Source organism: Flagellimonas meishanensis (assembly GCF_019880545.1).
In the GTDB taxonomy this organism is placed as follows: domain Bacteria; phylum Bacteroidota; class Bacteroidia; order Flavobacteriales; family Flavobacteriaceae; genus Flagellimonas; species Flagellimonas meishanensis.
Window position 1 is genome coordinate 98,617 of the sequence record NZ_JAINVW010000002.1, and the last position, 24,795, is coordinate 123,411.

The window sequence follows — 24,795 nt, forward strand, 5'->3', positions numbered from 1 at the left end:
TTATAATTTCGCCCCATGCTGCGATTGCTCCGTTTACTGGCATTTCCCATTTCCGTGATCTATGGGGTAGTGGTCCACGCCAGAAATCTCCTTTTTGATGTGGGTGTGTTCCGTTCCCGGTCTTTTGATACACCTGTGGTCTGCGTGGGCAATCTGAGCGTTGGTGGTACCGGAAAAACCCCAATGATTGAGTTTTTGGTCCGTTTGTTGGGGAACCATAAAATAGCCATTTTGAGCAGGGGATACAAGCGCAAATCCGAGGGATTTGTACTGGCCGGACCCGAGCATACCGTCCATGATTTGGGTGATGAACCGTTCCAATTGCATAGAAAATTTATGGAGGTAGCGGTGGCCGTTGATGCGGACAGGCAACATGGCATTGCACAGTTGGCTAAAACTGTAAATCCTGATCTTATTTTGTTGGATGATGCATTTCAACATAGAAAGGTTCGCCCACACTTTTCCATTTTGCTAACGGCCTATTATACTCTTTATGTGGATGATTGGTACCTCCCGACGGGCAATCTAAGGGACAGTAAAAGGGAGGCCAGGAGAGCCGATGTAATTATTGTTACCAAGTGCCCTGAGCACATGACAGAGGAAAAACGGGAAGAAATCTTGAATAAATTGGGTCCAATGCCCAATCAAAAGGTGCTTTTTGCCCATTTGGGATATGATAATGCAGTGAAGTCATCGGGCCCTGAACAGCACTTGCTCGAGCAATTGAGGGGCAAAAATATTGCCTTGGTTACTGGAATTGCACGCCCGGAACCTTTAGTGCGGTTTCTGCAATCAAAAGGAATCGATTTTCAGCATTTCAAATTCAGAGACCACCATGATTTTTCGGATAAAGATATCGCATCCTTTAAAGATTTTGATATGATCCTGACGACGGAAAAAGACTATGTTCGCTTGATGGGCAGGTTGGATAATCTTTTTTATCTGGAAGTTGCGCACCGTTTTGCTGAGCGGGACAAAAGGATAATGGAAGAGCGTTTAAAAGCCTTGTTCTAAACAGAACCCTGCATTTTTTTCTTGAAAATATTCTCCCCTATCTTTTGATAAAAAACCTCGGGTTTGAAGGGTTTCGTGACCACATCATTGCATCCAGCATCGTAGAAACTGTCCAGACTGTCATCCAACGAAATAGCGGTCAATGCTATGATTGGTATTTCTTGGTTGAACTTACGGATTTGTCGCGTGGCTTCCTCTCCGCTAATGCCGGGCATGTGGATATCCATTAAAATGGCATCGTAATTATTGGCCTTTGCCAGATCTATGGCTTCGTTCCCGTTATTGGCAATATCACAGGTGATCTCTTTTTTGGTGAGCATCTTTTTGGTGATGACCTGGTTAATCTTGTTATCCTCGACCACCAGCACATGCAAGCCTTTAAAATCGAATTCCTCTGGATTCAGCTCAAATGCCACGTCCTCATCCGTTATGGTCTTGGTATCGCATTTAAGATCTAATTCAAAGAAAAACGAACTTCCCTCTCCCAGTTCGCTTTCCAAGTGGATGGTGCTGCCGAAAAGCCCGAGCAAGCTTTTTACAATGGTGAGTCCCAGTCCGGTACCACCATATTCCCGATTGATTTGTACGGAGCCTTGCTCAAAACTATCAAAGATGTTCTTTTGCTTGTCCTCGGATATTCCGATACCGGTATCCTTAACCTCAAAGTATAATTTTACTTGATCTTCCTTCTTATCCAGCATTTTGGCAATTACATCCACCTTACCATTTTTGGTAAACTTGAGGGCGTTCCCGACAAGGTTCATGAAGATTTGGGAGATTTTTATCGGATCCCCGAGCAATTGTTGCGGAATATTGGGGTCATAGTCCAAAACGAGCTTGGTCTTGTTCTCGTTGGCGTTTTGTTGTAGGGAATCCACAACGTCAGTGAGCACTTTGTGCAATTTGAACTCAACGATCAGCGGTTCCAATTTGTCCGCATCAATTTTATTGATTTGAAGGATATCATTGATGAAGTTCAGTAAATACTCCCCCGAAAACTTCAAGGATTTTAGATGTTCCTTTTGATGCTCCGCCGGATCTTCTTCCAACAACAGGTGTGTGAGTCCCGTTACCGCATACAATGGGGTCCTTAGTTCGTGGGTAACCGTTGACAGGAAGTTGGTCTTGGCTTCCATCGCAGAGACTGCCGAATCCCTGGCGAGCTCCAACTCCTTGTTTTTGGTATAAAGGAGGTCGTTGGTCTTCAGTTTTATTTGGTTGTTCCTGAACAGCGAAACGGCCAAAAGCGATATGATAGTAAGGAAGGCTGAGGTGAGTATTGCGGTAATCTCCGAACGGTTTTTGGACTCGCTCAATTCCTCGTTTCTTGCTGTAAGCTTGTTGATTTCATTCATTTGGTGCTCGAACCTTATCTTGTCGGCGGTCTTGGCATCAATCTTTGCTTTTTCTATGTTGAAAATGGAATCCTTTATTTTTTCAAGGGCTTTTATATAATGTAAGGACTGGTCGTAACTTCCCGTTCTCTCATAAATGACGGCCAGCCGTTCATTGGCCGTTTTGATTTCCTTGGCAAAGCCATGTTTTTGTGCCAGTTCCAAAGCGGCCTTGGAATGTATGATACCTTCTTCCAGATCACCAAGATCGAGGCTGATCTTGGCCAGTTGCAGATTGGCCTTGGTCGCCAAATAGGCCCTTTCCTTGTCATCAGAATTTACGATGAGCGCATGTAGGTTTTTTATGGCGGCCTCGTACTTTTCTATATTGGTAAAGATATAGGCCTCCAAGAGCAGGATATTGTTGCTCAGATTCCTATTGTTGCTCAACAATCTTGATTCTTCAAGGGATTTGAGGGATTGAAAGTTGTTGCCCTCGTCAAAGCGCAGTGCAGCATCCACGTACAGATGAAAGGCCTGCCCGTAGGAATAGGAGATATCCTTTAACAGAATGCTTGCCCGGTCCCAATAAAAAACGGCGGTTTCCCGGTCGCCTTCCTCCAAAAAAAGTCTGGCGTACTGGTGATAGGTATCCAACAAGAGTTTGGCATCTTCATTCTTTTCGGCAATTTTGGCGGCCTCATCGAGCTTTTCCAGTGCCTTGTCCATCCTGTTTTGATGCCGGTACTCTAAAAATGTGTCAAAAATAGACTGTGTGGAGGTTTCGGAATTTACTTCTTTTTGACCAAAAAAGGACTGTGTGCATAGGAGCATGCACAGCAGAAACAGTGCCATGGCACCAATTCGTTTGTGTGGTAAATTTGAGGTCAAATATATTTTTTCTTTATAAGCAACGCTATTAAATCGATGATCCTGGAACAATATCCAGTCTCATTGTCGTACCAACCTATGACTTTTACCATTTTTCCGATTACGGAAGTCATCAAAGAATCAAACGTACAAGAATGACAACTATTGTTTATATCAATGGAAACAATGGGGTCCTCTGTATAATGAATAATGGTTTTGAGCTCATTTTCAGCATACTTTTTAAAGGTAGCGTTTATTTCGGCAATAGAGGTTTCTTTTTTGACATTGAAGGTTATGTCTGTCAATGAGCCGTTGGGCACGGGCACACGAATACCGCAACCGCCTATAACATGGGATAGTTCAGGGAAAATCTTGGTCAATGCCTTTGCCGCTCCGGTGGTCGTGGGAATGATGGACTGCGAGGCTGCCCTGGCCCTTCTAAGGTCACGATGTGGGGCATCGTGCAAGTGCTGGTCCGAGGTATAGGAATGAATGGTGGTGATATAGGCCTGCTCAATCCCGCACAGCTCGTTGATGACCTTTATCATGGGAGCTGCGTTGTTGGTAGTGCAGGAGGCATTGGATATGATGCTGTCGGTGGCTTCAATGGTTTCATGGTTTACGCCCAATACCACCATTTTTATGGAGTCATCCTCCGGAGGAACGGAAAGGATCACTTTTTTGCCCCCATTTTTGATATGGTGCTCCAAGTCCTCACTTTTCTTGAATTTTCCAGTGGCTTCCACCACAATGTCCACCCCATAATCTTTCCAATTGATGTGTTTTGGATGGTTTTGGTTGGTCACCTGTATTTTTTGCCCATCAACCAAAATGGTATCCGTATCCACCTTTATTGATGCACCAAAAGGGCCGTGTATACTATCATATTTTAAAAGATGCGCCAAGGTTTTGGCATCAGCCAGGTCGTTGATCACGGTAACCAAGATGTCCGGATGTCCATGGAGCAGTCTAAAGAGGGTCCTTCCTATACGCCCGAAGCCGTTTATGCCAATGTTGATTTTTTTCATGTCACAGGGCAGTGTGTGCCTATTGGATATGCTTATGGGCCTTATAGGATGAGCGGACCAGAGCACCGCTCTCCACATGTCTAAAGCCCATTTTCAAGCCAATTTCCTCGTATTTTTTGAATTGTTCCGGCAAAATGAACTGTTTTACGGGAAGGTGCTTCTTGGAGGGTTGTAGGTATTGACCAATGGTTACCACATCCACATTTACGCTTCTCAGGTCTTCCATGGTTTCGATGACTTCTTCTTCTTTTTCACCCAAGCCCAACATAATCCCTGACTTCGTCCTGTTGGCTCCATTTTTCTTCAAATAGTCCAGAACACCCAAGCTGCGATCATACTTGGCTTGTATGCGCACTTCGCGCGTAAGCCTTCTAACGGTTTCCATATTGTGGGATATTACCTCTGGTGCAACCTGTAAAATTCGGTCCAAATGCTGTTCTATTCCTTGAAAATCTGGAATTAGGGTTTCCAACGTGGTTTCTGGGTTCATTCGCCTCACGGCTTTTACGGTCTCGGCCCAAATAATGGAACCCATGTCCTTGAGGTCATCACGGTCTACGGAAGTGAGGACTGCGTGCTTAATGTTCATTATTTTAATGGAGCGGGCCACTTTTTCGGGTTCTGCCCAGTCCACGCTTTCCGGTCTTCCGGTCTTTACCCCACAAAAACCACACGAACGCGTACAGATGTTACCGAGAATCATAAAGGTCGCCGTTCCCTCTCCCCAGCATTCGCCCATATTTGGACAGCTCCCGGAGGTGCAAATGGTATGCAGGTCATACTTGTCCACCAGCCCCCTGAGCTGCGTGTATTTTTTTCCTGTTGGAAGCTTTACACGTAACCATTTTGGTTTTCCCTTTGGTGGGATAACGTTTTCTGCTACACTGGTACTCATAAACTCAAAATTGGTGTGTAAAGATACGAAACTGACAAGGAAAGTCTGGGCTTGAAAAAGGGTCACTTTTTCTTGATGATCTCTGCCAAAAGTTTTTTGGCCCTGAGCAATTTCACCTTAATGTTGTTGACAGGCTCGTCAAGCTCCTTGGCCATATCGGCGTAGGTCATTTCATTGAAATAGCGCAGGTTTATGACCTTTTGGTAGTGGGGTTTCAGTTTTTTTATGTCCTGTAGCAAATCTGCTAGGTTTTGCTCAGTGATCAACCGGTCTTCAACTGAAGGTGTTTCATCCAACACCTTTTGAACCTCATCATCCTTGGCATCCAATCCATCTATGGGGCTTCTTTTTCTCTTGCGGATAAGGTCCACATGCAGGTTTTTTGAGATTGCAATGAGCCATGTCTTAAATTCGTAGGCTTCATCGTAGGTCTGGATTTTGTCAAAAGCCTTGGAAAAGGTCCTAATGGTGATGTCCTCCGCATCGTTCTCATTCTTGGTGCGCAGTAACTGAAAGCCGTAAACCTCGTTCCAAAAGGTGTCCAGAAGATTGCTGAAGGCAATCTGGTTTCCCTGTTTTGCCTTTACAATGGTCTCTTTTACGGAATTATCGGTTTTTTCCAAAAAATGCTATTTTCTTTGCTGGCGGCAGTAATTCATTGAAGCTCGGGAACAGAATCCTTTTTGCATTCCTGCTCATCGGGAAGTTTTCCACAAAAACCACAGGCCTCACCCTCTTTGTTAAGGTATGGATTTTGGCTCGCGCAGGTCCCAGCGAATTTACCATCTTTTTTGGACCATATTTTTATGGCAATCCCGGCAAAGGCGAGTGCCAATATACCAATGGTCAACAATGCTAGCTTCATGTTCCAACTTTTGTGCAAAGGTACAAAATGAACCTTGAAACGGGAACGGCTTTATGGATACTTTAAAAGAATGATATTAGTAGGTGATGTTGGCCACAATGTTCTCCACCGATGGTGATGTGTTACCACCTTCGGGCTCTATTGTGATATAGCCTATGGCGTTGTCGGCATAGGGAAGGGCCAATAGTTTGTCCTTGTCATCAAACTGTTTGATGACCCCCAAGTTGACCAATTCGCCGTTGACCTCGGCCCACATTTGAAAACACTTGTTTTCAGGTAGATTGGGCACATTGCTCACATTGATGTATGAAAGCTTTTTTACGGGATTTATATAGGCGATTGCCTTAAGCTCTTTTCCCTCTCTTTTTCCGTTCAAGTTGTATTTACGGGTATCGGGATTGTTGAGGACTATGAACTGGTTTCTCATATCTTCCAATTGGTCCTTCATGTTGTCCTCTAAATACTTTATTTTGTTGGTGACCAAAGTATTCTCTTGTTGCAAGGATTTGTTCTGGTTCCAGAAGAAATAGGAAGATCCGGCAAACAACATAATGGCAACACTGGCCGCTACTGCGTAGCGCCATAGCTTTTTGGTGGCCGCCCTTTCTTTTCTGGCGCCGTGCAAAATGATTTCCTTGAGGCCTTCCGGGGTTTTTCTGGCATACATTTTGGCAAATGCCTCGAGGTTGTCCTGTAGTTCGTTATAGGTTTCCCTCACCTCAGGATACATGGCGATATATCGTTCAGCCTTTGCGGTTTCCTCCTTGTTGGTATCTTCCACAAGATATTTCTCCAAGATGTCCGATTCTAAAAACTGTCTTACTTTTTCTTTCATGACGATATCAATATTATAAGAAGCAGTGCCAATGCCGTGCCGTAAATCTTTCCAAGCTCCCTCAACCCAATTTTCAATCTGGATTTGATGGTTCCCAAAGGGATGTCCAATTCTTCACTCGCCTCCTGCTGCGTCATCCCCTCAAAAAACAGCGCTTCCAAAACTATTCTGTACTTCGGGTCTATCTTATCCAGGTTCTCTTGGATATCAAGATGTTCCGGCTTTATGCTGTCCACTCCAATTTTATATACGTTGGAAACCTCCATTTGGACTTCCTTGTCGGCTTTATTGTTTATGCTTCTGAGTTTGTCTATGGCCGTGTTCCTGGTGATTCGGAACAGCCATGTGAACAATTTGGCCTTGGAGGCGTCGTAGGTGTCAGCCTTTTTCCAGATTTTTATGAAGCTTTCCTGCAGCACGTCCTGGGCCAGTTCCTCGTCTTTCAACACTTTAAAGGCCACCCCGAACAGCGTATCCCCGTAGTTTTCATATAACAGCGAAATTGCCTTATCGTCTTTTTCAGCGAGGAGCGAAACGATATGTCTCTCAATCAGTGTGCTCATTCAAGGTTGCTTTGGATAAAATTCTAGGGGGCAAAATCTAAAATAATGTTTATATCGTATATACTACAACGTTACGGCTTAAAAAGCAGTATGAAAACGTTCAATTGATTTAGAATCGGAGTGCTTCGGCACATGATATTTATAAGTTTGGTTAGTTTGGTTTGGTATGACCCCCGTTATTGGTACAATGCGGGGGTTATCTTATTATATTGACCTCAGGCTCGATCTTAACATCAAACTTTTTTAGCACTTCCTGTTGTATTTGCGTTGCCAAATCCAAAATCTCCTTTCCCGTGGCATTTCCATAGTTTACCAAGACCAAGGCCTGTTTTTCATGAACGCCCGCATCCCCAATGCGTTTTCCCTTAAAACCACATTGCTCGATCAACCAACCTGCTGGAATTTTGAACTGATCTTCGTCCACCTCATAATGGGGTATTTTCGGATGATTTTTTAGTATTCTATCAAATTTTTTCCTGCCAATCACCGGATTCTTAAAGAAACTGCCACTGTTGCCCAACTCCTTTGGGTCTGGTAATTTGCTTTGCCTTATGGCTATCACGGCGTTGGAAATGTCTCTTATTGTGGGATAAACAATGCCCTTTTTTCTGAGTTCATCCTCTATGGCCCCATAGCCCGTGTTCAAAACATGGTCTTTCTTCGTCAACCCAAAGTTGGCCGAGGTGATGATGTATTTATTTTTTGCTTCCCTTTTAAAAATGGAGTCCCTATATCCAAATTCGCAGGCTTCCAGGTCGAAAGAGATCAACTCTCCGGTGGCAATTTCCATGGCAGCGCAGCTAACGAACACATCTTTGAGCTCCACCCCATAAGCACCAATGTTTTGAATGGGTGCCGTCCCTGTATTACCTGGTATCAAGGAAAGATTCTCCAATCCCCCATACCCATTATCCAAACACCACATAACAAACCCGTGCCAGTTTTCCCCTGCCATCACCTTGACTTCAACGGCTTCAGTATCTTCTTCCACCACGGTCTTGCCCTTTATGTTGATGTGGAGTACCAGGGCATCTATATCCTTGGTGAGCAAAAGGTTGCTTCCGCCACTGATGATGAATTTATTGGGATAGGCCTTGAGCTCAAGTACTTTTTGCAGTTGTGCCAATCCTGTTATTTCCACAAAATACCTTGCCTTTGCATCAATACCAAAGGTATTGTATGGCTTTAGGGATATATTCTCTTGAATGTTCACTGGGCTGCGTACTTTTTAAGGGCTTCCCCTAACAAATGCACAGCCTTCACCAGTCGGTCCTTTTCAAGAACATATGCAATACGGATTTGATTTTTTCCTAGGCCAGGAGTGGCATAGAATCCTGCGGCAGGGGCTACCATTACCGTACTATTGTCCATTTCAAACTTTTCGAGCATCCATTGCGCAAAGGCATCCGCGTCTGGTATGGGAAGTTCAACTACACAATAAAAGGCACCTTGGGGCACGGCTACTTTTACATTGTCCAGCTTGCGCAGTTCAGAGATTAGGATATTTCGTCGAGCGACGTATTCCTCAATGACCTCATTAAAATAGTGCTGCGGTGTTTCCAGGGCCGCTTCACTGGCAATCTGGGCAAAAGTAGGGGGCGACAACCGGGCTTGGGCAAACTTCAGAGCCGTTTTTATAACCTCTCGGTTTTTAGAGACCAGGCATCCTATACGTGCCCCGCACATGCTGTATCTTTTGGAAACGGAGTCCACCATTATGGCATGTTGCTCCAGCCCATTTTCTTGCAAAATGGAGTAATGTTGTCTTCCATCATAGGTGAATTCGCGATATACCTCATCCGCAATAAGGAAAAGATCGTGCTTTTTCACCAACGCCGCCAATTGTTGTATCTCTTCTTTGCTGTACAGGTAACCGGTGGGATTTCCTGGATTACAAATCAATATGGCCTTGGTCCTTGGTCCGATAAGTTTTTCAAAATTTGCGATAGGGGGAAGGGCAAAATTATCCTCCAACTTAGATTCAATGGGAACCACATTGATACCCATGGCCGTGGCAAAACCATTGTAGTTGGCATAAAATGGTTCAGGAATGATGATTTCATCGTCCTTGTCCATAAGTGTTCCCATGGCAAACGATAGGGCCTCGGACCCCCCAGTGGTTACAATGATTTCATCCGCGGAAACATGGATGTCATTTTTGGCATAGTACTCCGCAATTTTGGCTCGGTACACTTCCGATCCTTCTGTCATGCTATAGGCAAGCACCTCAATGGTATGGTTCCTTACCGCATCCAAAGCAATTTTGGGAGTCTTTATGTCAGGCTGGCCAATATTGAGATGGATCACATGTACCCCTCTTTTTTTAGCTGCCTCGGCATAGGGGACCAATTTTCTAATGGGTGAGGCGGGCATGCGCCTTCCTTTTTCTGAGATACTTGGCATATGGGAAATTTAGGCAAAAATGGGAAAACCTACACTCGAAAACAACACATACGAGCATTATTTGACAGGTTAGTGGAATGTTAAATTAAACCATCATCCTCGATTATTTTGTATATTTAGAATAGACAACCCGTTAGAAGTAAGCAAATTGAAGAAAATCCTACTAAATATTGCACTTCTTTTGATGCTGATGCCCATCTCTATTTCAGCACAGGGGTTTCGTTTGCCGCCGGACCAAGAATTCCAGAAAATAAATTTCGAACTGATCAGTAACCTGATTGTGATTCCTGTGGAAATCAATGGGGCAAAATTGACCTTCGTACTGGACTCGGGAGTCAGTAGACCTTTGCTTTTCAATCTTTCTGACAAGGATTCATTGCAGATAAACAATGTGTCCGAAGTGACCATTCGCGGTTTGGGAGATGGTGAACCCATGAAGGCGCTGAGCTCCACTGGCAATAAATTTACCCTGGGCAAGGCCAAGAACTATGATCAAGATCTTTATGTGGTTTTGGATAAAGGAATAAATTTTTCCACGTCATTGGGCATTCCCGTACATGGAATTTTGGGATATGAACTGTTCCGCGATTTTGTAGTGGAAATCAACTATGGTTCGCAGTACATCAAGCTTTACAACCCCGAACTGTATGATCACACACCCCACAAACGCTCACAAACGCTCCCATTGTCCATTGAAAATAGAAAGGCCTATGTGGAGGGAACCGTGCTGATAAAGGATTCGGAGAACATACCTGTCAAACTTTTGGTGGATACCGGTAGTGGCGATGCACTCTGGTTGTTCCATGAACCCAAAAAGGGACTGGAGATTCCAGAAAAGAATTATGAGGACTATTTGGGCCGTGGTTTAAGTGGCGATATTTTTGGCAAGCGCACCAAAGTGAGCGGTGTCCGAATTGGGGATTTTGAGCTAAAAGATGCCAAAGCTGCCTTTCCTTACCAAGAATCCTTCGGATTTATAAAAAATCTGGGAGACCGCAATGGCAGTGTGGGGGGCGAGATTTTAAAACGGTTCAACATGGTAATTGATTACTCAAGAGGCCAGGTCACACTAAAGAAAAATGGAAATTTCAGGGATTCCTTCCACTATAATTTGGCGGGGATTGATCTACAGCATAACGGATTGCGCTATATCGCTGAAAGCATTGCGGATTCCAGGGGTGTAGTGCGAGACGATGAATCCACATTTGGGAATGTACAGATCCTTTTGGAAAATAAGACACGACTTAGCTTGGTGCCGGAGATCATTGTTTCAGGTATCCGGGCCGGAAGCCCTGCCGCGGAGGCGGGTTTACAGGAGGGCGACGTGATTCTTGCCGTAAATGGGAAAAGAATTCACCGTTACAAGCTGCAGGAGGTCTTGAAAATGCTGAACGAAAAGGAGGGTAAACGCATCAAGGTCTTGATTGAACGTTATAACAAGGACATGCTCTTCACCTTTGTCCTCAAAAAAGTATTCGATGACGATTAAAAAAAGCCCCAACTTACATTGGGGCTTTTTTCTTTGCAATAATTGACTTTTGTTATTTGGCGCCTTCGGCTTTCACATTTCCCTTAATTTTCAACACTTTGGTAGGTGTGTCAGCATTTGAGGTAACAGTAATGGCCTTTCTGATGGGGCCAACCCTGTTGGTATCATATTTAACCTCAATTTGACCAGTTTTACCTGGCAAAATGGGTTGTTCTGGCTTTTTTGGGATGGTACATCCACAACTGGACCTAACATCGCTGATTACCAACGGTGCGCTTCCCGTATTTGTAAACTCAAATACTCGGACGCCATCGCTTCCTTTAGAAATTTCGCCGTAGTCGATAGTTTCACTTGTAAACTCGATTTTCGCTGTCGCATCTTGGGCATAAACCCCCAGAGAGAGCAGCCCTACAAATAACATGAGTACAGTTTTTTTCATCATTTATAGTTTTGGGTGAATTTCAAATGTAAATGTTTTCCCACCTACATCCAAAATTCTTTTGTTATGTAATAACGTTACTTATTTTTGTTTCGTATTTCTGGATTGGCCCTCAAGTGAAGAATAATGCAAAATTAACAACTCTTCCCATCAAAAACCAATTCGGTTCCAAATAACAAAAACTGTACCGAAACATGGATATTCCATCAAAATATGAACCCAATAGGGTAGAGGAACACTGGTATTCGTACTGGATGAAACATGGCTATTTCAGCTCCAAACCTGATGGCCGGGAGCCCTATACCATTGTAATCCCTCCTCCGAACGTAACTGGGGTACTCCATATGGGGCACATGCTCAACAACACTATTCAAGATGTTTTGGTGCGACGGGCAAGGCTCTTGGGCAAGAATGCCTGCTGGGTACCTGGAATGGACCATGCGTCGATAGCCACGGAAGCAAAGGTAGTGGCAAGATTAAAGGAAAAAGGAATCAACAAGGCTGATCTGGGCAGGGATGAATTCCTGAATCATGCCTGGGAATGGACCAACACTTATGGGGGCATTATCCTTGAGCAATTAAAAAAGCTTGGCTGCTCTTGCGATTGGGACCGCACCAAATTCACCATGGACGACGATATGTCGGCTTCTGTAATCAAGGTTTTTGTGGATTTATATGAAAAAGGGTTGATCTACCGCGGATTTCGCATGGTAAATTGGGATCCCGAGGCGAAGACGACCTTGTCGGATGAAGAGGTCATCTATGAAGAAAGACAGGGAGAACTATACTATTTGGCTTATCCCATTGAGGATTCCAACGACAAAGTAATCATCGCCACCACCCGGCCAGAGACCATCTTGGGTGATACCGCCATCTGTATCAACCCAAACGATGAAAGATATCAACACTTAAAAGGAAAAAAGGCAATTGTTCCCCTATGTAATAGGGCAGTTCCCATTATTGAGGATGATTATGTGGACGTTGAATTTGGAACGGGATGTCTTAAGGTTACCCCTGCGCATGATGAAAATGACAAAAACTTGGGGGACAAACACAACCTTGAAATCGTTGATATCTTCAATGACGATGCCAGTTTGAATTCCAATGGGCTTCACTATGAGGGAAAAGATCGCTTTGTGGTGCGCAAGGAAATTGTGCGGGAACTTAATGAAAAAGGCTTTCTGGTGAAGCGGGAACCGTATACCAACAAAGTTGGAACTTCGGAGCGTACCAAGGCCGTCATAGAGCCCAGATTGTCAGATCAGTGGTTCCTAAAAATGGATATGTTGGCAAAACCGGCCCTTGATGGAGTTTTGAAGACAGACGACATTAAGTTTTATCCCAAAAAATTTGCGAATACATACCGTCACTGGATGGAGGGAATACGAGATTGGAACATTTCCCGCCAATTGTGGTGGGGACAGCAAATCCCAGCGTATTATTATGGTGATGGGACGGAGGATTATGTTGTGGCGGAGACACCTGAAAAAGCGCTCGAACTGGCTAGGACCAAATCCAAAAATGCCAATCTTCAACTTGCGGATTTAAAACAGGACCAAGATGTATTGGACACTTGGTTTTCCTCTTGGCTATGGCCCATTAGCGTTTTCGGGGGTATTTTGGAACCGGACAACAAAGAGGTCAATTACTATTACCCAACCAACGATTTGGTAACCGCCCCGGACATTATTTTCTTTTGGGTGGCCCGTATGATCATGGCCGGTTACGAATATCGGGGGCAACGACCTTTCGAAAATGTTTATTTCACAGGATTGGTTCGCGACAAGCAACGCCGAAAAATGTCCAAACAATTGGGAAATTCCCCCGATGCCCTAAAACTCATCGAGGATTTTGGTGCCGATGGCGTTCGTGTGGGGTTATTGTTGAGTTCATCAGCGGGCAACGACATTATGTTTGATGAATCGCTTTGTCAACAAGGGGCCAACTTTGCCAACAAAATATGGAATGCCTTCCGATTGATAAAGGGTTGGGAGGTGGCCGATTTGCCTCAGCCCGAAGCGGCAAGCGTCGGACTCGATTGGTACACCGCCAAATTGAATCAAACATTGGCTGAAATCGAAGACCATTTCTCAAAATATCGCATTTCGGATGCCCTTATGGCCATTTATAAACTGGTTTGGGACGATTTTTGTTCCTGGTTGCTCGAAATCGTAAAGCCAAGCTATCAACATCCCATTGACAAGACCACTTTGGACAGGGTCATACAGTTGTTCGAGGCAAATTTGAAGTTACTGCACCCTTTTATGCCATTTTTGACAGAGGAAGTATGGCAGCATATGGCCGAGCGAACCCCGGAACAGGCCTTGATCGTAGCGGATTGGCCCAAAGGTTCAGAAGCTGATACCACACTGATTTCGGACTTTGATTTTGCTGCAGAAGTCATTGCGGGAATCCGTACTATTCGCAAGGAAAAGAACATCGCCCAAAAAGAAGCTTTGGAACTGTTCCTGCTGAACACGGAAAATATCGGCTCAAAAATGGACACCATCATCACCAAGTTGGGTAATCTTTCCAAGCTTGAAACAGTGGACAGTGGAAAGGACGGTGCGTTGAGCTTCCGCGTGAAGAGCAATGAATACTTCATCCCAATGAGCGGTTCCATAGATGTGGAGGCGGAAATAAAGAAAATCACGGAAGAATTGGATTATACCCGCGGATTTTTGAAATCTGTTCAGAAAAAGTTGAGCAACGAACGCTTTGTGAGCAATGCACCAGAACAAGTGGTGGCCATGGAAAAGAAAAAAGCCGCAGATGCCGAGGCCAAAATTGAGACCTTGGAAAAAAGTTTGGCAGGTTTGGAGTAGATACAGCCGTTGTTTACAGGTTATGGGAAAAGATTCCTTCTTTGCACTTTAAAAATGATTAAACCCAAGGGTTGCCAACAATAACCTTTTATTATATGAAATACCTGAACAGACGCAGTTTCATCAAAAAAACTTCCTTATCTGCCGCGGCAATATCCATGGTCCCAAACCACTTAATGGCAGATTCCGAGAGACCTCTTCAATCCAAATATATGGGTGGATTTGCTGCGCCAAAATTGGAAAAAGTAAGAGCAGCTTTCATCGGAGTCGGCGCTAGGGGAGGAACGCATGCCAAGTTCTTTGCAGCTTTGGAAGGTACTGAAGTTGTGGCCATTTGTGATCTTTATGAAGACTTGGTAAGAGAAAAGACGCAATGGGTAAAAGAAGCTGCCGGTGAACATAGGCATAAAAACATCGCACAGTACTGGGGAGATGAACATAAGTGGAAAACCATGCTTGAAGAGGTCCGTCCCGATGTGGTATTCATTTCCACCAACTGGATTAACCATGCTCCCATGGCCATTGGAGCAATGGAGAATGGTGCCCATGCGTTTGTTGAAGTTCCCATTGCCGTCACTATCCAAGAAATGTGGGATATTGTGGATGCCAGTGAACGTACCCAAAAGCACTGTATGATGTTGGAAAATGTCAATTATGGTCGGGATGAGCTTATGTTTCTTAACATGTGCAGACAGGGAGTAATTGGCGAAATAATACATGCCGAAGCCGCTTACATCCATGAGCTCCGTTGGCAAATGGAGGAACAGCAACGAGGTACGGGGTCTTGGCGCACCTACCATTATGCAAAACGCAACGGAAACGTATACCCAACACATGGCCTTGGGCCAGTGGCACAATATATGGATTTGGCCCGGGGTGAGGATACCTTTGGAAGCCTGGTTTCATTTTCAACCCCGGCCAGAGGTCGGGCAGCCTATGCAGAAAAAAACTATCCAAGCGACCATAAATGGAATCAATTGGATTATAAAGGAGGAGATATGAATACCTCCATCATCAAAACATATATGGGCAAGACCATCATGGTGCAATGGGACGAGACCAGCCCAAGACCCTATTCAAGATTGAACCTAGTGCAGGGGACCCAAGGTGTTTTGGCAGGGTTTCCTACCCGAGTAGCTTTGGAAGGTGGGTTTGAGGGAATCACCCAGGACCATCATTCTTGGGTGCAGGGAGAACAATTGCAAAAAGTATATGAAAAGTACGACCACCCGCTCTATAAAAGATTGAACAAAGCTTCCGAAGGTAGCGGACATGGGGGAATGGACGGAATTATGGTATACCGAATTGTGGAATGCCTAAAACAAGGGCTTCCTTTAGATCAAAACGTATATGAGGGGTGTTTGTGGAGTGCAGTATCCCCTTTGAGCGAACGTTCAGTGGCCAGTGGAGGGACGCCGCAGCCTTTCCCAGATTTTACAAGGGGCAACTGGAAGGAAACCACGCCTCTAGAAATCATTAACTGATTAGCAAAATGATTCAAATACAAGTTCCCGCACGAATCTGTTTTTACGGTGACCATCAAGATTATTTGGGACTTCCCGTTATTGCCTGCACCATAGATCGCTATATAAATTTAAGGGCAACCCCTAACACCGCCCGAAAGTTTGTACTCAAATTGTTGGATTTGGAGCAAGACCGAGTAATAGAACTGGATGATACACTTGAAAACATCCAATCGGGAGATTATTTCCGTTCCGGAATGCTGGTGGCTAAACAGCATGGATTACATTTCAATCAGGGGTATACCATTGAAATATCTGGCAATATTCCAGTGAATGCCGGACTTTCAAGTTCCTCTGCGCTTGTGGTGGCCTGGATACGCTTTTTGGTGGCAGCTCAAAACAAGGCAAAGAAAATTGATGATGTTCAGATCGGTCGTTGGGCCTATGAGTCCGAAGTGCTTTTTTTTGGACAACCTGGTGGCTTAATGGATCAGTATAGCATAGCACAGGGAGGGATGTTGTACATTGATACCAAGAGTGGTAAAAGTACCCTTCTCAACAAAAATCTGGGAAAATTGCTCGTCGCAGAGTCCGGCTTGGCAAAAAAAACCTTGGATGTACTCAAAAATGCACGCAGCTATGCACAAAATGCCGTTGAGGCAGTACAAAGGGCAGATACCACCTTTAGCTTGGAAAATACGAAACTGACGGATTACGAAAAATATAAAGAATTTGTGCCAAAAGCATTTCTTCCACATTGGTATGCCACGGTCCACAACTATCATATTACCCTTGAAGCCAAACGGGAACTGACAAAAACCAATCCGGACATCCATAGATTGGGTAGTTTGATGAATGACCATCAAATAATTCTCCAAGAACAAATCCAGAACACGCCCACGGCCATGATCCGCATGATGGATGCCGCCAGAAAAGCAGGAGCTATCGGTGCAAAAACCATTGGTTCTGGAGGAGGAGGATGCATGGTGGCCATGATACATGGAGGGGATAAGCAAAAAGTTGTGAAAGCTTTTCTTCAAAATGGCGCAAAAGCAGTTTATGAAGTAAAACTAACCGATTAGGAAGTATGGAGAACAAGAGCTTGGTGATTATGGCCGGAGGTGCTTCCTCCCGAATGAAAAAAAGTCTTGAAGAATTATCCGACCACAAAAAAGTACCTGGCGATATTTACCACAAAAGCCTGATTCCCGTTGGTAAAAACGGAACGCCCTTTTTATATTACTTGGTCAAAAATGCCTGGGATGCCGGATACACGCATCTATATTTGATAACAGGTCCAGAAAACCAACCCTTTCGCAATTTTGTAAGGGACAATATGCCCTTTGGGTTCAAAACGTTTTTTGCAATCCAACATATTCCTGCTGGAAGAAAGAAACCTTTGGGTACGGCCGATGCATTGCAACAGTGTATGGACCAGTTTCCTGAGTTGAACGAGACCCTTTTTACCGTTTGCAACGGCGATAACCTATATTCAGTGAGAGCATTGCATGATTTAAGGAAGGATCGAAAAACGCCAAATGCCTTGATAAGCTATGCCAGTTCTGGGTTCGACTACAAGGATGAACGTATCTCCAAATTTGCAGTAATGGAGGTTACAGATGACGGGTTCTTAAAAAGAATAATTGAAAAACCTGAAAAAGAACAGCTTTCCAACTACAAGGATTCTTTGGGGGAAATTAGGGTGAGCATGAATATATTCAGCTTCTATGGAAAGGATATCTATCCTTTTATTAGGGACTGCCCCCTAGACCCTGTCAGGGATGAAAAGGAATTGCCAAAAGCCGTGGCCAATATGGTTCACGAGCTACCGGACAGTGTGTTGTGCATTCCCCGTTCGGAACCTATCCCCGATTTAACAAGTGCCGCCGATATACCCATATTAAAAAAAATGGAGTAAATTAAAGCCAGCTTTGCCCCATATCACTTTTAATGTTTTTAAATTTTAGGAATGGAAACCTATGCGACCGCTTTATTGTATGCAATACCCTTTTTTGTGGCACTGGTGCTTTTTGAAGTAATTTATGGCCATTTTGTTAAGAACCAAAAGCACAATGTAATGGATACCGTGAGCAGTCTTAGCTCCGGTTTGACCAATGTGGTGAAGGATTCGTTGGGATTGGCTTTGGTTTTGGTCACGTATCCCTTTTTGGTCGAAAATTTGGCAATTGTCCAATTAGAGGCTACCTGGGCAGTCTGGTTGGTTGCCTTCATCGCTATTGATTTTGCCGGGTACTGGAACCATAGATTGAGCCATCACATCAACATTTTTTGGAACCAACATGTGATTCATCACAGCAGTGAGGAATTTAATCTGGCCTGTGCGCTGAGGCAGTCCATATCCAATGTGATCGGTTATTTTCCGATACTGTTGCTTCCAGCAGCTTTTCTTGGGATTCCCAATGAGGTAGTCGCCATTTTGGCACCGATTCACCTGTTTGCCCAATTTTGGTACCATACCCAGCATATTGGCAAAATGGGTTGGTTGGAATACATTATTGTTACGCCTAGCCAGCATCGGGTGCACCACGCTATCAATCCGGAGTATATCGACAAAAACTTGGGACAGATACTTTGTATCTGGGACCGCTGGTTTGGTACATTTCAAGAAGAAATGGATGAAGTTCCGCCCCAATACGGTGTATTGAAGCCTGCTGCGACCTGGAATCCCATTTTGATAAATTTCCAGCACTTTTGGCGATTGTGCCAAGATGCTTGGCGTACAAAAAGTTATTGGGACAAACTCCGTATTTGGTTCATGCCCACAGGTTGGCGCCCTGCTGACGTTATTGAAAAATATCCCATTTGCAAAATCGAGGACGTCTATCATTTTTCAAAATACGGCCCCGAAGCAACTTTAAACCTAAAGGTTTATGCTGTTTTCCAACTTCTTTGTAATACAGCCTTATTGCTTTTTATGTTCTACAACTATTCCGAGATTGGTTTCAACAAATTGCTGTTTTTTGGCGGCTTTGTTTTTTTGGGCATTTACGGCTACACAAGTTTGATGGATAGAAAGCGATATGCGGTATGGATTGAGATGTTGAGAGGAATTGGCGGCCTTGTGTTGATTTATTGGACTGGGGATTGGTTCGGTCTCAATGCTTATTTGGCGGCAGGCAGCTATTTGGTGTCCCTGTATTTTCTTGCCACTATTTTGGGAGGAATTTACTTCACATGGTTTGAAAAAAACTATGTTGCTCCCAATTTGGCTTCCTAGCTTCCCTTTATCTCCTTATTGACCAGTTCCACATAGCTTTTCATGGCTTCTTCCATACTGATGTTCTGTGCCTGGATAAGAGCATTGGCCTTAAATGCATTTATCAAAGGAGTCTTACTGCCCGGATTGTTGTAGTTTTTGTTCGCAATTTTATAGTAGGCATAAAGTTTGAGCAAAAGATCGGCGGGCAAAGGTTTGGTGTAGGAACTTATATAGTCCACCGCTTCCCTGAATTTTTTATGTAGCCCTTCGTCAATCATCCTTTCCACGTATTGAGGCGATACATGTTTTTGCTCCCACCACTTTTTGGTTAAGTTTCACGGTAACGTTGCAGTCCAAGGGCAACAATAAATCCACCCTGGAACCAAATTTGATGAAGCCGGCGTCCTGTCCCTGGGTCACCTGTTCGCCCTCTTCGGCATAGTTTACAATACGCCTAGCCATGGCACCTGCAATTTGCCGATAACCAATCTCCCCAAATTTTGGGGTATGTATCACCACCGTGGTCCGTTCGTTTTCCGTACTGGATTTTGGGTGCCAGGCCACCAGATATTTTCCTGGATGGTATTTTGAATAGGTTATCGTACCACTGGCCGCATAGCGGGTAACATGCACATTGATTGGAGACATGAAAATGGATACCTGTCTGCGGCGGTCCTTGAAGTATTCCGGTTCGTCCACTTCCTCTATGGCAACGACCCTGCCATCCACAGGAGCCAAAATATCGTTGAAGTTGGGGGTTACCAACCTTCTTGGATTCCTGAAGAATTGAAGTATCAATATCAATATCAAAAGGGCGACAAGCTGTAGGGACAAGCGTACCCAATCCACCCCAACATAATATTGTGTGGCTATAATGGCCGCTATCACGGCAAAAAAGGTAAATATTATAATTTTTTGGCCCTCTCTATGGAACATAGGAAAATATATTTAATACCAAATATGCAAACGGTGCGGCAAATACCAAACTGTCCAATCGGTCCCAAATCCCTCCGTGACCTGGTAAAATGGCACCACTATCCTTTACACCGGCCACACGCTTGAATTTTGATTCGAGCAAATCTCCAAAATTGCCTGCAATTACAATGACCAGGGCAAGTATCAGCCATTGGGTGACGGTTAACCGAGGTTCATAATTTGACAGTATATAGGCGGCCAGCAATGCAAAAATAAGACCTCCGAAAGAACCTTCAATGGTTTTTTTTGGAGAAACTGCGGGATAAAGTTTGGTGCGACCCAAAGTTCTTCCTACCAAGTAGGCAAATGTGTCGTTTACCCATATCAGAATAAAGATGCCCATGATCAGGAATTTGGCAAAGCTATCTTGATCATAAGGTATCATGGTAAGGAAAATACATCCTCCACCAATGTAGAGCAGGGCAATTATAAATTTTTGTACGTCGTTGAATTTTATGGTCCTTTTTGAGAAAAGGAACGCGAGCAAGGCAAAATTCACACTTAGGGTGAACAACATGAGCAGGGTAATGGGCAAATCGTCTTCCAACAAATAAATATAGGCCCACCACAGCATCAAATAGGCTATGAAAATGTAATATCCCTTTAGACGGACAATTCTTTTAAATTCGTAGAGGCAGGCGAGACCAAAGGCCATGAACAGAAAATCAAATGCGTCGGAACTTAGAAAAACTGTTCCCAACAGGAGCACCACATAGATGACGCCTGTCAGTGAACGCCTAAAAATTTCTTTCATGGGGTCAGTAATCTTCTAGGAGCAAAAGATATACATTTTTTGAGGCACTGCCATAGGAAAGAAAGTCATTTTTATTTTCAGGGCTGGGCTGAAAATGCTTCAAGGTAGTGATGTTGTTCGGTATGTTCTTCTGGTATTTCTCCTTGATCACCTTCAATGCTTCGCTAATGGAATCCACCAATTGGCTGGTGGTGGCAAATACAATGAGATTGGAAGGGAGCTCGTCCAACTTTTTTTCCCTTATCTGGTTAGAACAGACCAGAATTGAGCCGTTGTGCGCAATTAGGTGTTCGCAGGTGGTAAAAAAAATGTTGCTGTCCTGTATTTTGTCGGTGAAAGAAATGTTCTCCGAGGCAAATCTATGCTCCAACCTGGGATCCAGCGAGTAAAAAACATGATTTTGCCAGTCGTTCTCCGAAATAATGTTCTTTAAAGCTTCGGAAACTTCTGAAAAATCCTCGCAGTAGATGAACTTACCGCCATTTTTTTTGAAATAAATCGTGAATTTTTCATCCACGGGAATCTTCAGGTCGGGCATGTGCTCCCCACGGGTCTCCACAGTTTCCTTGGAAACCTTTTTGCCACCTCCGAAAAGCTTACCAAAAATTCCCATTTAAGTGTTTAAGAACATTTTTTTATTAAAGTACGGATTGTTGTTCTATATGATGTGGATTACTCCGCGGTTTCCAATTCTTCTTTTTCAAACGGCCTTTTGCCAAATATTTTTTCAAGGTCATCCTTAAAGATAACTTCTTTTTCCAACAATCTTTCCCCTAATGCGGTAAGCTTGTCTTTATTTTCTTGTAGCAATTTGATGGCTCGCTGGTATTGCTCCTCGATCATCTTTGAAATCTCGGTGTCAATCCTTTGGGCAGTTTCCTCACTGTAGGGTTTGGTGAACCCATATTCGTTCTGTCCGGAGGAGTCATAATAGGTAATATTTCCCAATTCCTCGTTCAATCCATAAATGGTGACCATGGCGCGTGCCTGTTTGGTCACTTTTTCAAGATCGCTCAAGGCACCTGTGGATATTTTGTTGAAAATGACCTTTTCGGCAGCCCTGCCCCCCATGGTGGCACACATTTCGTCCAACATTTGCTCGGGCCGTACAATGAGGCGTTCCTCGGGTAGGTACCAGGCAGCTCCCAGGGATTGTCCACGGGGCACAATGGTTACCTTTACCAATGGTGCAGCATGTTCCAGCATCCAGCTCACGGTGGCGTGCCCAGCTTCGTGATAGGCGATGGTCTTTTTTTCTTCTGGGGTGATGATCTTGTTTTTCTTTTCAAGGCCACCCACAATTCGGTCCACGGCATCCAAAAAGTCTTGTTTGCCAACTGCTTTTTTCTCCTTTCTTGCCGCAATAAGCGCAGCTTCGTTACATACGTTGGCTATATCGGCCCCAGAGAAACCGGGGGTTTGCTTTGCAAGAAAATCCAAATCGAGGGTTTCTGCAGTTTTAATGGGCCTAAGGTGCACTTCAAAAATCTCCTTACGCTCATTTAGATCTGGTAAATCCACATAGATTTGGCGGTCAAAACGACCGGCACGCATCAAGGCCTTGTCCAGTACATCGGCCCGGTTGGTGGCTGCCAAAACAATTACATTGGTATTGGTACCAAAACCATCCATCTCGGTCAACAGCTGGTTCAGGGTATTCTCACGTTCGTCATTTGAGCCAGTGAAGTTGTTTTTTCCCCTGGCGCGTCCAATGGCGTCAATCTCATCAATAAAAATGATGGCCGGGGATTTGTCCTTGGCCTGCTTGAACAGATCTCGCACCCTTGATGCACCTACGCCCACGAACATTTCCACAAAGTCGGATCCCGAAAGGGAAAAGAATGGGACCTTGGCCTCACCGGCCACTGCTTTGGCCAAAAGGGTCTTACCTGTTCCGGGAGGGCCAACAAGTAGGGCACCCTTCGGTATTTTACCTCCCAATGAGGTGTACTTATCTGGATTTTTAAGGAATTCCACGATTTCCTGGACTTCCTCCTTAGCTCCTTCCAGTCCCGCCACATCCTTAAAGGAAGTGCGTGTATCGGTCTTTTCATCAAAAAGCTTTGCCTTTGATTTTCCAATGTTGAAAATTTGGCCTCCGGCGCCACCTCCACCACCTCCTGACATTCTCCGCATCAGGTATATCCAGATCCCGATGATTAGGGCAAACGGCAGTAAGGAAAGCAAAAGTTCTCCCAAAACGTTGGATTCCGTATCGAAATCAACAATGGTATCCAAATTGTTCTCCTTCTTGATGGTATTTATTTCATCCTCAAAATTTTGCAGATCACCATAATCCAGGATATACTGGGGAATTTTTCCGGCTGAAAAATTGAAGGGTTTGTCCGCAACATCCTTATGAACGTCCTTTTGTAAGGCTTCCTCGGTCAAGAATACCTTTGCCTGTCTGGTGTTGGTGATGATCAGTATTTCCGAGATATCCCCATTCCTAAGGAACTCCTGTAGTTCTGAAGTTGTGGTTTTTTCGGTGCTGGACAAACTGCTTCCACCAAAGAATTGGAACCCAATGATCAGGGCAATCACCACACCATAGACCCACCAAGAACTGAAACGGGGTTTTTTTGGGGTATTCGTATTGTTTTCTTTTGCCATTTTTGTTTAAGAATTATAGCTGCTCTCCACCATGGTGACCTTGGCATCTCCCCAAAGTCCTTCAATGTCGTAGAATTCCCTGATATGTTTTTGAAATACATGTACCACCACGTTGACATAATCCATCAAGACCCATTCTGCATTTTCTGAACCTTCAACGTGCCAAGGTTTGTCGTGAATGGCCTTGCTGACCGTTTTTTGGATGGATGATACGATTGCGTTTACATGCGTGTTGGAAGTACCAGTGCAGATTATGAAGTAGTCACAGACCGTGTTTTCAATTTCCCTAAGATCAAGAAGATTTACATCTACTCCTTTAACTTCATCTATCCCGTCTAAAATTAGGGCAATAAGCTCATCTGCGCTAGCTTTCGTTTTCTGCATTCAAAAATTTTAGTTTGTACAAAGTTATATTTTTTTTGTTTTCTTAGCCTTAGATTTTAACATATCAATAAAGCCTACCGCATTGGGAGAACACGTTCAAATAATCAAACTTGATGCCACGGACTCCACAAACCAATATTTAAAGGACTTGGCCCAGATGAAGCCGTTGGAGGATTACACCACGGTGGTTACACGGGAACAACGAAAAGGGCGGGGGCAAATGGGCTCCAATTGGCAGTCCGAATCGGGTAAAAATTTGACATTCAGCTTTTTAAAAAACTTTGATTCCTTGCGGGTTGAGCAACAGTTCAATTTGAACATCTGCATATCCTTGGCTATTTGTGCCGTCTTGGACCAAGCAGGGATACCCGATCTCAGTGTAAAATGGCCTAACGACATTATGTCAGGTTCTTCCAAAATATGCGGCATATTGATTGAAAATATACTTCGTGGCCAGCAATTGGCCCATTCCATAATTGGTATTGGACTCAATGTGAACCAGATTTCGTTCCAGAATCTAGAGAAAGCGTCCTCATTAGAGATGATAACCGGAAGATCTTTTGACCTTGATGCACTCTTGCAGGATATCATGAGCCAATTGAAAGTTCATTTCTTTGGAATTGAGGCAAAAACGGTGAACCAAATGTTGCCTGCTTATGAAAGCCTTTTGTTCAGAAAAGATAAACCGTCTGCATTTAGGGATGGGGAGGGAAGCGCGTTTATGGCACTAATAAAAGGCGTAGCCCCAAATGGTAAATTGGTACTGGAACTTGAAGGTGGGGAAAAGAGACAATTTGACCTCAAAGAGGTCACCCTGCTGTACTGA

Annotated in this window: 24 protein-coding genes; 8 read left to right on the plus strand and 16 right to left on the minus strand. The window is 44.1% G+C overall.

Going from position 1 to position 24,795, the window contains the following annotated elements:
• Positions 1–15 precede the first annotated feature (15 nt).
• Positions 16–1,014, plus strand: a complete 999-nt coding sequence (gene lpxK, locus K7G75_RS07040) for a tetraacyldisaccharide 4'-kinase (protein ID WP_222983550.1) — start codon at positions 16–18, stop codon at positions 1,012–1,014.
• Here the strand turns inward: lpxK and K7G75_RS07045 are convergent.
• The 9 genes from K7G75_RS07045 to K7G75_RS07085 all read right to left on the minus strand — a co-directional run bounded on the left by K7G75_RS07045 (position 1,011) and on the right by K7G75_RS07085 (position 9,807).
• Positions 1,011–3,203: a hybrid sensor histidine kinase/response regulator gene (locus K7G75_RS07045; protein WP_262420279.1), complete on the minus strand. Its 2,193-nt coding sequence runs from the start codon at positions 3,201–3,203 to the stop codon at positions 1,011–1,013. The two genes, lpxK and K7G75_RS07045, sit on opposite strands and share 4 nt — an antisense overlap.
• A 32-nt stretch (positions 3,204–3,235) precedes the next feature.
• Positions 3,236–4,246 (minus strand): type I glyceraldehyde-3-phosphate dehydrogenase, encoded by a 1,011-nt coding sequence (gene gap, locus K7G75_RS07050; protein WP_222983551.1) that lies wholly within the window; start codon positions 4,244–4,246, stop codon positions 3,236–3,238.
• Between the two features lie 19 nt (positions 4,247–4,265).
• Positions 4,266–5,141, minus strand: coding sequence for a lipoyl synthase (lipA, locus tag K7G75_RS07055; RefSeq protein WP_222983552.1), 876 nt, complete (start codon positions 5,139–5,141; stop codon positions 4,266–4,268).
• 62 nt (positions 5,142–5,203) lie between these two features.
• Entirely contained in the window at positions 5,204–5,764 is a 561-nt protein-coding gene (locus K7G75_RS07060) for an RNA polymerase sigma factor (RefSeq protein WP_222983553.1), read from the minus strand.
• Positions 5,765–5,796: 32 nt separating this feature from the next.
• Positions 5,797–6,006 carry a membrane or secreted protein gene (locus K7G75_RS07065; protein ID WP_222983554.1) on the minus strand — a complete coding sequence of 70 codons (210 nt, stop codon included), beginning with the start codon at positions 6,004–6,006 and terminating at the stop codon, positions 5,797–5,799.
• 76 nt (positions 6,007–6,082) lie between these two features.
• Complete coding sequence (locus K7G75_RS07070; protein ID WP_222983555.1) at positions 6,083–6,841, minus strand: anti-sigma factor; 759 nt, start codon at positions 6,839–6,841, stop codon at positions 6,083–6,085.
• Positions 6,838–7,404 (minus strand): RNA polymerase sigma factor, encoded by a 567-nt coding sequence (locus K7G75_RS07075; protein WP_222983556.1) that lies wholly within the window; start codon positions 7,402–7,404, stop codon positions 6,838–6,840. Before K7G75_RS07075 ends, K7G75_RS07070 begins: the two co-directional genes overlap by 4 nt.
• A 196-nt stretch (positions 7,405–7,600) precedes the next feature.
• On the minus strand, positions 7,601–8,617 hold the full coding sequence (gene murB, locus K7G75_RS07080; RefSeq protein WP_222983557.1) for a UDP-N-acetylmuramate dehydrogenase: 1,017 nt from the start codon (positions 8,615–8,617) through the stop codon (positions 7,601–7,603).
• The gene (locus K7G75_RS07085) at positions 8,614–9,807 is read right to left on the minus strand and encodes a pyridoxal phosphate-dependent aminotransferase (RefSeq protein WP_222983558.1); all 1,194 of its coding nucleotides are present in this window, start codon (positions 9,805–9,807) and stop codon (positions 8,614–8,616) included. Before K7G75_RS07085 ends, murB begins: the two co-directional genes overlap by 4 nt.
• 148 nt (positions 9,808–9,955) lie before the next feature.
• On the opposite strand from K7G75_RS07085, the gene K7G75_RS07090 reads away from it, so the two are divergent.
• The gene (locus K7G75_RS07090) at positions 9,956–11,296 is read left to right on the plus strand and encodes an aspartyl protease family protein (RefSeq protein ID WP_262420280.1); all 1,341 of its coding nucleotides are present in this window, start codon (positions 9,956–9,958) and stop codon (positions 11,294–11,296) included.
• Between the two features lie 52 nt (positions 11,297–11,348).
• Here the strand turns inward: K7G75_RS07090 and K7G75_RS07095 are convergent, their stop codons facing one another.
• Positions 11,349–11,738: a DUF1573 domain-containing protein gene (locus K7G75_RS07095; RefSeq protein ID WP_222983559.1), complete on the minus strand. Its 390-nt coding sequence runs from the start codon at positions 11,736–11,738 to the stop codon at positions 11,349–11,351.
• 191 nt (positions 11,739–11,929) lie between these two features.
• Between K7G75_RS07095 and K7G75_RS07100 the strand changes: the two genes are divergently transcribed.
• The 5 genes from K7G75_RS07100 (at position 11,930) to K7G75_RS07120 (ending at position 19,261) form a co-directional block, all read left to right on the plus strand.
• Positions 11,930–14,560: a valine--tRNA ligase gene (locus tag K7G75_RS07100; protein ID WP_222983560.1), complete on the plus strand. Its 2,631-nt coding sequence runs from the start codon at positions 11,930–11,932 to the stop codon at positions 14,558–14,560.
• 95 nt (positions 14,561–14,655) lie between these two features.
• Positions 14,656–16,044, plus strand: a complete 1,389-nt coding sequence (locus K7G75_RS07105) for a Gfo/Idh/MocA family protein (protein WP_222983561.1) — start codon at positions 14,656–14,658, stop codon at positions 16,042–16,044.
• Between the two features lie 8 nt (positions 16,045–16,052).
• Positions 16,053–17,105, plus strand: coding sequence for a mevalonate kinase family protein (locus K7G75_RS07110; protein WP_222983562.1), 1,053 nt, complete (start codon positions 16,053–16,055; stop codon positions 17,103–17,105).
• 5 nt (positions 17,106–17,110) lie between these two features.
• Positions 17,111–17,941: a sugar phosphate nucleotidyltransferase gene (locus K7G75_RS07115; protein ID WP_222983563.1), complete on the plus strand. Its 831-nt coding sequence runs from the start codon at positions 17,111–17,113 to the stop codon at positions 17,939–17,941.
• 51 nt (positions 17,942–17,992) lie between these two features.
• Entirely contained in the window at positions 17,993–19,261 is a 1,269-nt protein-coding gene (locus K7G75_RS07120) for a sterol desaturase family protein (RefSeq protein ID WP_222983564.1), read from the plus strand.
• Here K7G75_RS07120 and K7G75_RS07125 read toward each other — a convergent pair.
• From K7G75_RS07125 to rsfS, 6 genes are read right to left on the minus strand one after another with little or no spacing between them, the layout of a single operon-like run.
• Positions 19,258–19,521 (minus strand): acyl-CoA-binding protein, encoded by a 264-nt coding sequence (locus tag K7G75_RS07125; protein WP_222983565.1) that lies wholly within the window; start codon positions 19,519–19,521, stop codon positions 19,258–19,260. The genes K7G75_RS07120 and K7G75_RS07125 overlap by 4 nt on opposite strands.
• Positions 19,514–20,179, minus strand: a complete 666-nt coding sequence (locus K7G75_RS07130; RefSeq protein WP_222983566.1) for a phosphatidylserine decarboxylase family protein — start codon at positions 20,177–20,179, stop codon at positions 19,514–19,516. The genes K7G75_RS07125 and K7G75_RS07130 overlap by 8 nt, the downstream gene beginning before the upstream one ends.
• On the minus strand, positions 20,169–20,972 hold the full coding sequence (locus K7G75_RS07135; protein ID WP_222983567.1) for a phosphatidate cytidylyltransferase: 804 nt from the start codon (positions 20,970–20,972) through the stop codon (positions 20,169–20,171). The genes K7G75_RS07130 and K7G75_RS07135 overlap by 11 nt, the downstream gene beginning before the upstream one ends.
• Before the next feature lie 4 nt (positions 20,973–20,976).
• Positions 20,977–21,585 (minus strand): LUD domain-containing protein, encoded by a 609-nt coding sequence (locus K7G75_RS07140; RefSeq protein WP_222983568.1) that lies wholly within the window; start codon positions 21,583–21,585, stop codon positions 20,977–20,979.
• Positions 21,586–21,644: 59 nt separating this feature from the next.
• Positions 21,645–23,585: an ATP-dependent zinc metalloprotease FtsH gene (ftsH, locus tag K7G75_RS07145; protein ID WP_222983569.1), complete on the minus strand. Its 1,941-nt coding sequence runs from the start codon at positions 23,583–23,585 to the stop codon at positions 21,645–21,647.
• Between the two features lie 6 nt (positions 23,586–23,591).
• A complete protein-coding gene (gene rsfS, locus K7G75_RS07150) occupies positions 23,592–23,969 on the minus strand; it encodes a ribosome silencing factor (RefSeq protein WP_222983570.1) in 378 nt (125 codons plus the stop codon).
• Between the two features lie 82 nt (positions 23,970–24,051).
• On the opposite strand from rsfS, the gene K7G75_RS07155 reads away from it, so the two are divergent.
• Positions 24,052–24,795: a biotin--[acetyl-CoA-carboxylase] ligase gene (locus K7G75_RS07155; protein WP_222983571.1), complete on the plus strand. Its 744-nt coding sequence runs from the start codon at positions 24,052–24,054 to the stop codon at positions 24,793–24,795.